The 11,630-nt window shown below is 56.2% G+C and carries 9 protein-coding genes; 8 read left to right on the top strand and 1 reads right to left on the bottom strand.

What is annotated here, in order from left to right:
- Nucleotides 1–240: 240 nt before the first annotated feature.
- Complete coding sequence (locus tag ABGT74_RS10670; RefSeq protein ID WP_346705497.1) at nt 241–1,692, bottom strand: lipopolysaccharide biosynthesis protein; 1,452 nt, start codon at nt 1,690–1,692, stop codon at nt 241–243.
- Nucleotides 1,693–1,863: 171 nt separating this feature from the next.
- Here ABGT74_RS10670 and csaB point away from each other — a divergent pair, with 171 nt between their 5' ends.
- The 8 genes from csaB to purN all read left to right on the top strand — a co-directional run bounded on the left by csaB (nt 1,864) and on the right by purN (nt 11,496).
- Nucleotides 1,864–4,104, top strand: a complete 2,241-nt coding sequence (gene csaB, locus ABGT74_RS10665) for a polysaccharide pyruvyl transferase CsaB (protein WP_346705498.1) — start codon at nt 1,864–1,866, stop codon at nt 4,102–4,104.
- Nucleotides 4,101–5,279 (top strand): glycosyltransferase, encoded by a 1,179-nt coding sequence (locus ABGT74_RS10660; protein WP_346705496.1) that lies wholly within the window; start codon nt 4,101–4,103, stop codon nt 5,277–5,279. Before csaB ends, ABGT74_RS10660 begins: the two co-directional genes overlap by 4 nt.
- A gap of 274 nt (nt 5,280–5,553) precedes the next feature.
- Nucleotides 5,554–6,045, top strand: coding sequence for a 5-(carboxyamino)imidazole ribonucleotide mutase (purE, locus tag ABGT74_RS10655; protein ID WP_297282331.1), 492 nt, complete (start codon nt 5,554–5,556; stop codon nt 6,043–6,045).
- Nucleotides 6,046–6,146: 101 nt separating this feature from the next.
- Entirely contained in the window at nt 6,147–6,857 is a 711-nt protein-coding gene (gene purC / locus ABGT74_RS10650) for a phosphoribosylaminoimidazolesuccinocarboxamide synthase (RefSeq protein ID WP_297282332.1), read from the top strand.
- A gap of 25 nt (nt 6,858–6,882) precedes the next feature.
- Complete coding sequence (gene purF, locus ABGT74_RS10645) at nt 6,883–8,358, top strand: amidophosphoribosyltransferase (RefSeq protein ID WP_346705495.1); 1,476 nt, start codon at nt 6,883–6,885, stop codon at nt 8,356–8,358.
- A 3-nt stretch (nt 8,359–8,361) separates the two neighbouring features.
- Nucleotides 8,362–9,783 carry an amidophosphoribosyltransferase gene (locus ABGT74_RS10640; RefSeq protein ID WP_346705494.1) on the top strand — a complete coding sequence of 474 codons (1,422 nt, stop codon included), beginning with the start codon at nt 8,362–8,364 and terminating at the stop codon, nt 9,781–9,783.
- Nucleotides 9,784–9,819: 36 nt separating this feature from the next.
- Nucleotides 9,820–10,857 (top strand): phosphoribosylformylglycinamidine cyclo-ligase, encoded by a 1,038-nt coding sequence (purM, locus tag ABGT74_RS10635; protein ID WP_297282335.1) that lies wholly within the window; start codon nt 9,820–9,822, stop codon nt 10,855–10,857.
- A 15-nt stretch (nt 10,858–10,872) separates the two neighbouring features.
- Nucleotides 10,873–11,496, top strand: a complete 624-nt coding sequence (purN, locus tag ABGT74_RS10630) for a phosphoribosylglycinamide formyltransferase (RefSeq protein ID WP_346705493.1) — start codon at nt 10,873–10,875, stop codon at nt 11,494–11,496.
- The last annotated feature ends 134 nt before the right edge of the window (nt 11,497–11,630 follow it).

Here is an 11,630-nt window from a genome sequence, read left to right as displayed (position 1 = left end):
GCCCGCTTCGTGAATCATTTCCATAATTATTAACGCCTCTCTATTTCAGCATTTTCATACAGGGTCATATTATACCATTGATTTGCGGTTTAGACAAGTTTTTTAAGCAAAAAAGAGATATTTCATCCTGCATGGCAGGACTCAATTCCCCATGGCGCGATAGATAATGTTGCCGACAATGATTGCAATGAGCAGTCCAAGCTCAATCCAGATACGGGTCTTCACAATGGGGCCTCCTTACTAATTGGTTCTTTGTATCCGCTGTAAGACAGCCTGCATTTCCGCGCGGCCTTCTCCGCTGGCGACGATGCACACAGCATAGGTGATCGCACCTGCGGGTACAGCACAGATCAGCCGCACAAGATTGCTGACCGGCAGCAGCGTGCAGCCATAGGCTGCCGCGCCGCACAAGACAGCACTGATGATAATACGCGCAAGGTTTTTGACAGGAACATGGAACAGGAACCGTCGCCGTACGCGTACGCAGGTGATGACAAAGTAGGACGCAAACGCAACGATGGAGCCCATAGCGCCGCCGGTGAAACCGAAGGCACGCAGCAGGATGATGCTGGAGACCACCTTGATGATCGCTGCTGCCGCGCTGTTCTGCAAAACAGAAACCGTGGACTGTTCGAGCTCATATGCCTTGTTGGCGTATTCGGTCAGTCCCATGAACAGCATGGCAAGCGCGGTGTAAGCAATAACCGGCGCGCCTGCTTCATATCCCTTAGCGAACAGCACGCGCGACATCGGCAGTGCAACCGCCGTCAGTCCGGCTACGGCAGGCACGGCGATCAGAAGATAGAGTCGCACGCCCTGATCGAGCAGGGGCTTGGCCTCATCCTGCCCGCCTTCGCGCCACGCACGCAGCACTGCGGGATATACGCCGCGCATGATGCCGACCGAAATCATGGTGAACAGGCCGGAAGCGATCGAGTTGTTGGAGGAATAGACGCCATAGACATCCATATCGAAAAAGCCGACGACCAGATACTTGTCGATCTGGTTGAGCAGCGTGACCGAGATGGAAACACCCATCAGCGGCACGCCGAAACGCAGAAATTTGCCGAACAGCTCACGCGAGAACCAGCGCAGCCGTGCGATGGATGGCAGGCCCAGCGCAATCACCGCGCCGATGCCGGCGATTCCGTCCGCCACCGTGTTGGCGCAGATGGCCGGAAACGGGGAGGCAGGGTTGCGCATGCTGAACACCAGTCCGTAAGCCACCAGCAGCTTGAGTACAGCCGAGGTTAGGCTGAGCGTGATGGAGGCGCGCATACGACCGAGCTGGATGAGCGCAGAGTTCAGGATCTGAAAGACCGTGTAACTGAAAAACATGGTCATGAATCCCAGATACAACGGGTCATGCAGGAGGACGGCAGCGCCGCAGCAGAATATTGCAACGCCTGCGCAGATAATAAGATACACGGTCGAAACCGTGGAGAACAGGCCGCGTCCTTGATCCTTGCTGAATTCCTCTCCGACATAGCGGGTGGCGGCGTTTGCCATCCAGCCTGCCAGAATCAGATAGGCGATCTGCACGTTGAAGTTGATGAAGTTGAACGTGCCGACGGTAGATTCGTAAAAAAGATGGGTATATAGCGATGTACATGCAATGACCAGCAGGCCTTCAATGACCTTGGCCGGAAGAAACAGCATTGCGTCGCGCGTCATGGTATTTTTGGAGGACAAAGGAAAAACCCTCGCTTTCGGTCAGATAGATATAGTATAGCATGGATCGCCCCGAAAAACAAATAACGGTTTGTAAACATCGGCACTTGCGTTTTGCATTTGCGTTTGATTCGTGATATACTGTCTATATCTGTGAAAAAATGCTCTTTGGAGGAATCTGCCTTGCGAGTGATGCATGTGATGGGCGGCGGCGACGTGGGCGGCGCCAAAACCCATATTATGAATATGGTGACCGGCTTGAGTGCGCGCAATGAGGTCATGCTGGTGTCTTTTCGTGCCGGTCCGTTCGCGGATGAGGCGCGCGAACGCGGCATTGACGTGCGCGTGATTGAGCGGCACAACCCGTTCCGCGCGGCCCGTGCCATGCGCGCACTGGTGGACGAGTTTCAGCCGGATATCATCCATTGCCACGGCGGACGAGCCAACCTGATGGGAGCAATGGTGCGCCGCATGCGCCGCGTACCGGTGCTGACAACCGTACACTCGGACTATAAGCTGGACTATCTGGGCAATCCGTTTAAACAGCATACTTTTGGTGCAGCCAATGCGGTGGCGCTGCGCTTTCTGGATTTTTACCAGCCGGTAGCCGATCGCATGGCGCGCACCCTGATTGAGCGCGGGTTTGATCCCGAACGCATTGTCAAGATCTATAATGGCATGGACTTTCATCGGCCGGAGGGCGAATTTGACCGCGCGCAGTATCTGAAAGAAAACTACGGCGCGGAAATCGAGCAGGGCGATGTGCTGTGCGGCATCGCCGCGCGCTTGACGGCGGTCAAGGATATAGCGACCACCGTGCGCGCTTTTGCAGCTGCGCTGCATGACGCGCCGCAGCTGCGTCTGTTCATCGCAGGTGAGGGCGAGGATGAGGAGATGCTCAAAAAGCTGTGCACGCAGCTTGGGGTTTCCGAACGTGTGACGTTTTGTGGCTGGGTCTCGCCTGTCGAGCCGTTTTTCCGTGCGATGGATATCAACCTTTTGTCGTCGGTATCCGAAACCTTCCCGTATTCCATTTTGGAGGGTGTTTGTGCCGGGTGCGCGACGATCTGCTCGGATGTTGGCGGCATGCCCGAACTGATTGACACAGGTGAAAACGGCTATATTTTCCCGATCGGGGACTATAAAAAACTCAGCGAATACATGGTGCGTCTGGCAAACGATGCGCAGCTGCGCCAAACCTTTGCACAGGCGCTGTATGAAAAAGCATCGCGCGACTTTTCCAAGGACAAGATGTGCGAGCGGCAGGAGGCCAACTACCGCCATCTGCTGGCGCGCTTCCACCGTCCGAAGAACGAGCGCGAGAGCATCATGATCTGCGGCGCATACGGGCGCGGCAACGCGGGCGACGATGCAATTTTGGAGGCGATCGTGCAGGAGATGCGCGCGCTTGATCCGGAGCGCACGATCTGCGTCATGTCCCGCCGTCCGCAGGAAACCCGTCTGACCTATCGCACGGGCGCGGTGTATACGTTCAATATCTTTTCGATTCTGCGGCGGTTCCGCCACGCGGCGCTCTATATCAACGGCGGCGGCACGCTCATGCAGGATGTGACCTCGACCCGCTCGATCTGGTATTATTGCTATACTTTGCGCGCGGCGAAAAAGCGCGGCTGCAAGGTGATGATGTATGGCTGCGGCATCGGTCCGATCAATCGGGTAGGAAACCGGAAAATGGCGGCCAAAACCATTGAAGGGTCGGTCGATCGTATTACGCTGCGCGATGAAAACTCCCGGCAGGAGTTGGCACGCATGGGTGTGACCCGACCGGATATTCGTGTCTCTGCCGACCCGACTATCATTCTGGATGCGGCGCCGTATGAGGTAGTGTCGCTGGCGATGGAGCAGAGCGGCATCGACCCGAACGGACGCTATATCGGCTTTGGACTTCGCAACTGGAAGGGACTGGACGCTGCGCTGCCTGCGATTGCAGCGGCGGCGGATTACGCCTATGAAAAGCACGGACTGACGCCGGTGTTTGTGCCGATCGAGTTCCCGAGCGACTTGACGCCTGCCGAGCGGGTGGGCGCGTTGCTGCACTGTCCGTGGCATGCGGTGCGCACCCGTCAGCCGATCGAGGTGACTATTGGTATCCTCGCGCGGATGAAAACCGTAGTCGGCATTCGACTGCACTCGCTGATGTTTTCGGCGGGGCAGGGCGTGCCGGTGGTGGGCATGAGCTATGATATCAAGGTGGACAGCTTCCTCAAGTACATCGGCAGCAGCACCTGCTTGCAGCTGCGCGAGGTAAAGGCGGACGAGCTGTGCAGCCTGATCGACAAGTGCCTGTCCGGGGCGCTGGATGAGGAAGTCCGGCGCAACGCCAAGCTCCTGCGTGAGCGTGAACATGAAAATGTGCGCGGTGCGGCGGTTTTGCTCGGTATTGAAAACGAAAATGAGGAGGCAACAGAATGAAAAACCATGTTGTATGCCTTTCAACCACCAACTATCACCCGCTGCCCACGCGCAAGCAGAACGTGATGAGCCGCTTGCGGAACAGCGAGGTACTGTATTTTGACCCTCCGGTGTCCTTGATTGCACCTTTAAAGGACAAAAAGGCATCGGCCTATATCAATAAGTACAAGCAGCCCGGCGAAAAGGTCGAAGGACATGAGAATATCACGGTGTACGCGCTGCCGCCCGTGCTGCCGTTCTTTAACAAGTTCCGCTGGGTGAACAAAATCAATCAGAAGCGGCAGGCGGCTTTTGTGCGCAAAAAGATGCGCGAGCACGGCTTCGGAGACGAGACCGTGCTGTGGTGCTATTCACCGTCCTCGTGCGACATTGTCGAGCATGTGCCGCACCGCGCGTTGGTGTACGACTGCGTCGACCGCCACTCTGCCTATAAGGGTCACATCAACCCGGCGGTGGTCGATCAGATGGAGCGCGATCTGGCAAAGCCCGCCGATCAGGTATTCGCGACCGCGGTCGGCCTTGCTGAGACACTGGAGAAAATCAACCCGACCACTAAAATGATTCCAAACGGCGCGGCCTATGAGATTTTTTCGCGCGTGCAGAAGGAAAAAGACAGTCTGCCGTGCCCGGCGGATATGAAAGATCTCAAGCATCCGGTGTTTGGCTTTGTCGGCATGCTGCAGGAGTGCATTGACTATGCACTGATCGAAAAATTGGCAAAGGAACGTCCAGATGCGACCATTTTCCTGATCGGGCGCACGCTGCCGGGTGTAGACCTGACGCATTTGCAGAAATATCCGAATATTGTGTTTCACGGTCTGGTGCCGCAGCCCGAGCTGCCCGCGTATCTTGCGCAGATGGATGTGTGTCTGAATGTGTTCCGCGCGGGGGCGTTGAGCAAAGATGTATCACCGCTCAAGTTTTATGAATATCTCGCCACCGGCAAGCCGGTCGTCTCGACACGGGAACCGCTGCAGGTCGAGGACTTCAAGGACGTGGTCTATATTGCGCACGATGCGGATGAGTTCCTTCGCTTGTGCGACGTGGCTGCAGCGGAAAACGATCCGGAAAAGGTGCAAAAGCGGCTGGAGTACGGTGCGCAGTGTTCGTGGACTGAGCGTGTGCATCAGATGGAAGCTGTGCTGTATGCGGGGGGCGTTCTGCACGAAAGCTGACGCGTGGCACGGATATCTTTGGGCATTTGCACGAAAGATGAAAAAACCATGTAAAATGCTTGCAATGCGCAGCCGCATTGGATAAAATAATAGTGTATCTTCACCGACCGCCCGAGAGAAAGAGGTGCGCATATGACCGGCAGTGTTTTCTTGATGCAAACATCGGAAAAGCTCGGGCATTCGTGCATGGTTTCGGGCATTGGTGCAGCAAATTGAGCACATGCAGGACACGGGTCTATCCGTGTCCTCATTTGTTTTTGAGGAGGAATTGCTGATGAAAAAAGTTCTGGTCATTATGGGCTCGGACAGCGACCTGAAGGTGATGGAAAAGTGCATCGACCGCTTAAAGTCGTTTGACATCCCGACCGAAGTGCGCATCTGTTCCGCGCACCGTACGCCTGCGGTGGCCGAGCAGCTGGCGAAAAACGCCAAGGAGGACGGCTTCGGCGTCATTATCGCTGCAGCGGGCAAGGCGGCCCATCTGGGCGGCGTGCTGGCAGCGAACACCACCCTGCCGGTCATCGGTGTGCCGATGGGTACGAGTGTGATGGGCGGTATGGACAGTCTGCTGTCTATTGTGCAGATGCCCAAGGGCATCCCGGTAGCGACGGTAGCCATCGACGGCGCGGACAATGCGGCTATCCTTGCCGCGCAGATGATTGCACTGTCGGACGACGCGCTGGCAGACAAGCTCGCGCAGTTCAAGGCAGACATGGCAAATGAGGTCATGGCGAAGGACGAAAAGATCAAGGCGCAGTTTGCATAAAAGGGTAAAGGCGCGGCGGGCGTGACCATTGCGCCGGCCGGGTAAAACCAAAAACAAAACGGTTTGTTTTAAATTACACACATAAATGGAGGAATATGGACATGGAAAAGAAAGAACAGCTCTACGAAGGCAAGGCCAAGAAGGTTTTTGCAACCGACGACGCAAATCTGGTCATCGTGGATTACAAGGATGACGCAACTGCCTTCAATGGTGAAAAGAAGGGCACGATCGCAGGCAAGGGCGTCATCAACAATGTGATGAGCAACCATATGTTCCAGCTGCTCGAGCAGCAGGGCGTGCCGACGCATTTCGTCGAGCAGCTTTCTGACCGCGAAACCGTGGTCAAGAAGGTGTCCATCGTACCGCTCGAAGTTATCATCCGTAATATTTCGGCCGGTTCGTTCGCTAAGCGTTACGGCGTAAACGAAGGCATCGTGTTTGACGAGCCGACCATTGAATTCTCCTACAAAAACGACGATCTGGGCGACCCGCTCATGAATGCTTACCATGCAATCGCGCTCAAGCTCGCGACCCGCGAGGAAATCGAGCAGATCAAGGGCATGGCGTTCAAGGTAAACGAGGTCATGAAGCAGTATTTTGATACGCTCAATGTTACGCTTGTTGACTTTAAGCTCGAGTTCGGCAAGACCGCGGACGGCACCATTGTGCTGGCTGACGAGATCAGCCCGGACACCTGCCGTCTGTGGGACAAGACCACGGGCGAAAAGCTCGACAAGGACCGCTTCCGCCGCGATCTGGGCGGTGTTGAGGAAGCCTATCAGGAAATCATGAAGCGCGTAATGGGCAAGTAATCTCCCGGTTGAAAAAGGCAAATCCATGAAATATCGTATTCTAAAGCAAAGCAAAACCCCGTTTGATAAGGTGCATGAGGAGTGCGGCGTGTTCGGCATCGCCGCTCCTCCGGGCAAAGAGATCGCGGCTGCACATGAAGCCTATGTTGCGCTCTTTGCTTTGCAGCACCGTGGACAGGAGGCAGCGGGTATCGCGGTCAATAACCGCGGCGTGATTCATTGCCATAAGGACGTCGGCTTGGTCAGTCAGGTATTTAATCAGCAGATTCTTGACAATATGCCTGGTTCGATGGCCGTCGGCCATGTCCGTTATTCGACGACTGGCAAGCAATCGCGGGAAAACGCGCAGCCGATCGCCATTACGCACGTAAAGGGTAACCTTGCCGTTGCGCATAACGGCAATCTGGTTAACGCGGGTGAGCTGCGCCGCCGCATCGAATTAAACGGCGGCATTTTCCGCTCCTCGAACGATACCGAGGTGCTGGTGTATACCATTGTTAACGAACGCCTCAAGTGCGGCAGCATTGAAGAGGCAGTCAAAAACACCATGGGCATCATCGAGGGCGCGTATTCGCTCGTTGTGATGAGCCCGCGCAAGCTGATTGCTGCGCGCGACCCGCACGGATTCCGTCCGCTGTGCATCGGCCTGCTGGATGGGGCGTATATCTTCGCCTCTGAGACCTGCGCGCTGGATGCGCTGGGCGCGACGTTCGTCCGCGACGTGGAGCCGGGCGAGGTCTGCGTGGTGGAGGACGGCGAGTTGCGTTCGATGCACTGCGGTGTGCAGTGTAAGAGCACGGCATGCGTGTTCGAATATATCTATTTTGCCCGTCCGGACTCGATCATCGACGGCGCAAGCGTGGAGCTTGCCCGGCAGGAGGCCGGCAAGTACCTGTCCATCGAGCATCCGGTCGGTGCGGATGTAGTCATCGGTGTGCCAGATTCCGGTATTCCCGCTGCAATCGGTTACGCTAAGTTTTCCGGCATCCCCTACGGTGTGGGACTCATCAAAAACCGCTACATCGCCCGCACGTTTATTCAGCCGGGGCAGGACAAGCGCGAGCGCTCGGTGCGCTTAAAGCTGAACGCCTTGCGCACGGCGGTCGAGGGTAAGCGCGTCATTATGGTCGATGACTCGATCGTGCGCGGCACGACCTGCGCGCGTCTGGTCAAACTGCTGCGCGACGCAGGTGCGGCTGAGGTGCATATGCGTATCTCCGCGCCGCCGTTCCGGCATCCCTGCTTTTTCGGCACGGATATTCCGGAGCGCAGCCAGCTTTTGGCGCATGGCCGCACGGTGGAGGAAATGCGTCAAATTATCGGCGTGGACAGCCTAGGGTTCCTGTCATTGGAAGCGGCGCGCAAGATCGCCGTGGGCTGTAAACTGGGCTTTTGCGACGCCTGCTTCTCGGGCGAGTATCCGATCCCGGTGCCTGAGCAGGCGGAAAAGAATATGTTTGAAAATGAGATCCCGCTTGACGGGAGGAAAGACAAGGAGTAACAAATGGGAGGATTTTTCGGCGTAGTCTCCAAGCAGGACTGCGTGCTGGATATTTTCTTCGGTGTGGACTATCATTCGCATCTGGGCACGCGCCGCGGCGGTATGATCCTGTATGATAAGGAACGCGGCTTCCAGCGTCAGATCCACAGCATTGAAAACACCCCGTTCCGTACGAAATTCGAAAAGGATCTGCCGGACTTTTCCGGCTGCAGCGGTATCGGCTGCATCAGTGACACTGATCCGCAGCCGCTGCTTGTGCGCTCGCACCTCGGCCTGTATGCGCTGACAACGGTCGGCATCATCAACAACGCAGAGGATCTGGTGTCCCGCTATTTTTCTGATCACGGCCATCAGTTTATGGCGATGAGCTCGGGAAAGGTCAACTCTACCGAGCTGGCCGCGGCGCTCATCAACCAGAAGGATGACCTCATCTCCGGTATTCTGCATGCGCAGGAATTGATCGACGGTTCGCTGACTGTTTTAATCCTGACACCGGACGGCATCATCGCTGCGCGCGACAAGGTCGGCCGCCTGCCGGTGCTCATCGGACAGAACGAGGACGGCTGCTGCATTTCGTTTGAGTCGTTTGCTTATCACAAGCTGGGCTATGAGGACGCATATGAATTGGGGCCGCGTGAGATCGTCAAGGTGACGGAAAACGGATTTGAGACGCTTTCACCTGCGGGTAAGGAGATGAAGATCTGCTCTTTCCTGTGGACCTATTACGGTTACCCCAATTCCAACTATGAGGGCGTCAATGTCGAGGTCATGCGCTACCGCAACGGTGTGATTATGGCGCGTGATGACAAAAAGCGCGGTCTGGCGGAAGATGTTGATTTTATCGCAGGCGTGCCGGATTCCGGCGTGCCGCACGCAATCGGATATGCCAACGAGTGCGGTAAGCCGTTTGCGCGCCCGTTCGTGAAATATACGCCGACATGGCCGCGCTCGTTTATGCCGGCCAACCAAAAGGTGCGCAATCAGGTCGCCAAGATGAAGCAGATTCCGGTGCCCGAACTGATTGAGGGCAAAAAGCTGCTGTTTGTGGACGACTCGATCGTGCGCGGTACGCAGCTGCGCGAGACGGTCGAATTCCTGTATGAGTCGGGTGCAAAGGAAGTGCACATGCGCTCTGCCTGCCCGCCGATCATGTATGGCTGCAAGTACCTGAACTTCTCTTCCTCGAATTCCGAGATGGAGCTGCTTGCCCGCCGCATTGTGCAGGAGCTGGAAGGTGACGAGGGTCAGAAGCATCTGGAGGAATATGCGGATGCCAACACAGAGCGCGGTCAGTGCATGCTGAAAACCATCTGTGAGAAGTTTGGTTTCAGTTCGCTGGGCTATCAGTCACTTGACGGTCTGCTGGAGGCCATCGGACTGGACCGCGACAAGGTTTGCACCTATTGCTGGAATGGCAAAGAATAAGCTGTTCCGCCGAAATAACGACGAAGGAGTATTATTATGAGTGAGAGCCGTTCTGAAAGCTACAAGGCAGCCGGTGTAGACGTAACTGCCGGTTATGAGGCGGTCAAGCTGATGAAGCCGATGGTCGAATCGACCTTCACAAAGGGTGTGATGGGCACGCTCGGCGGCTTTGGCGGCCTGTTCCGCCCGGATTTTAAGGGCATGGCTGATCCCATTCTGGTTTCCGGTACGGACGGCGTGGGCACCAAGCTCAAGCTGGCCTTTTTGATGGATAAGCACGATACTGTCGGCATCGACTGCGTGGCGATGTGCGTCAACGACATTGCTTGCTGCGGTGCGCAGCCGCTGTTTTTCCTCGATTACATTGCGGTCGGCAAGAACCATCCGGCGAAGATCGCGCAGATGGTTTCCGGTATTGCAGAAGGCTGCCGTCAGGCAGGCTGCGCATTGATTGGCGGCGAGACTGCCGAAATGCCCGGTTTTTATCCTGAAGATGAGTATGATATGGCGGGCTTCTCGGTCGGTATGGTCGATAAGGAGAAGATGATCGACGGCACGAATATCCGTCCGGGTGATGCGCTGATCGGCGTGGCGTCCTCGGGCGTGCATTCCAATGGCTATTCACTGGTGCGCAAGACGCTGGGCATCAATGAGAAGTCCGTGCGCCGTTATATTGACGAGTTTGGCAAAACACTCGGTGAAGAACTGCTGACTCCGACCAAGATTTACGTCAAGGCCATTCAGGGCCTTATGGGTAAGGTCGAGGTCAAGGGCATCAGCCACATCACAGGCGGCGGCTTCTATGAGAATGTACCGCGTATGCTGCCGGAAGGCATCTGCGCAAAAATTGAAAAGAGCGCGATGCCGGTGCCGCCGGTATTCGACCTGATTGCCAAGACTGGCAAGATTCCGGAGCGCGATATGTACAACACCTTCAACATGGGCGCAGGTCTGGTGCTTGCTGTTGCGGCGGAGGATGCTTCCCGTGCGGTGGCTGCGATTTCAGCCGCAGGCGAAAAGGCATATATCATCGGCGAGTGCGTCAGCGGCGAAAAGGGCGTTGTACTCGAATAAAAAGGGAGAAGCGATATGACAAACATCGCAGTTTTGGTTTCGGGCGGCGGCACGAATCTGCAAGCGTTGATCGACGCGCAGGCCGCGGACAAAATTGAAAACGGTCGTATTCGGTTGGTGGTTTCCTCTAATCCGGAGGCGTTCGCGCTTGAGCGCGCGGCAAAGGCCGCAATTCCGTCCGCTGTGCTGCGCCGCCGCGATTTTGACAGCGCGGATGATTACGGCGCGGCGCTGACCGCGCTGCTCGAGGAATACGAGATCGGGCTGATCGTGCTGGCGGGCTTTATGACCGTGCTGCCGGACAGCTTCTGCCGCCAGTACGAAAACCGTATCATCAATGTACATCCGTCGCTCATCCCGTCCTTTTGCGGGGAAGGCTTCTACGGACTGCGCGTGCATGAGGCAGCCCTTGCCAAAGGGGTGAAGGTGACCGGCGCTACCGTGCATTTTGTATCTGAAGTGGTAGATGGCGGCACAATCATTGCGCAAAAGGCGGTCGAAGTGGAGGAAGGCGACACGCCGGAGACGCTTCAGAAGCGCGTGATGCAGAACGCCGAGTGGATTTTGCTACCGCAGGCCGTGAGTGACTTCTGCGCAGGGCGGCTCAGCGTTCACGGCGCATGGGTCGCCAAAAAGTAAGGAGGAAGGAAAGCGTTATGAGCAAGAATGTGTTCAATATCAGCTATGAGCTGATGAGCAATGCGTATCCGGGCCGCGGCATCATCTTTGGCCGCACGCTGGATAACAAGCAGAACGTGGTGGCTTATTTTATC

Source organism: uncultured Agathobaculum sp., assembly GCF_963927765.1.
Classification (GTDB): Bacteria; Bacillota; Clostridia; order Oscillospirales; family Butyricicoccaceae; genus Agathobaculum.
The sequence above is the reverse complement of the archived record's forward strand: the minus strand, read 5'-3'. Positions and strand labels throughout refer to the sequence as shown.

Excerpts from the sequence above, each read along its gene's own strand:
- ABGT74_RS10660 (WP_346705496.1), top strand. The coding sequence starts at position 4,101 with ATGAAAAACCATGTTGTATGCCTTTCAACCACCAACTATCACCCGCTG.
- purN (WP_346705493.1), top strand. The coding sequence starts at position 10,873 with ATGACAAACATCGCAGTTTTGGTTTCGGGCGGCGGCACGAATCTGCAA.
- purF (WP_346705495.1), top strand. The coding sequence starts at position 6,883 with ATGAAATATCGTATTCTAAAGCAAAGCAAAACCCCGTTTGATAAGGTG.
- purM (WP_297282335.1), top strand. The coding sequence starts at position 9,820 with ATGAGTGAGAGCCGTTCTGAAAGCTACAAGGCAGCCGGTGTAGACGTA.
- purE (WP_297282331.1), top strand. The coding sequence starts at position 5,554 with ATGAAAAAAGTTCTGGTCATTATGGGCTCGGACAGCGACCTGAAGGTG.
- csaB (WP_346705498.1), top strand. The coding sequence starts at position 1,864 with ATGCATGTGATGGGCGGCGGCGACGTGGGCGGCGCCAAAACCCATATT.
- ABGT74_RS10640 (WP_346705494.1), top strand. The coding sequence starts at position 8,362 with ATGGGAGGATTTTTCGGCGTAGTCTCCAAGCAGGACTGCGTGCTGGAT.
- purC (WP_297282332.1), top strand. The coding sequence starts at position 6,147 with ATGGAAAAGAAAGAACAGCTCTACGAAGGCAAGGCCAAGAAGGTTTTT.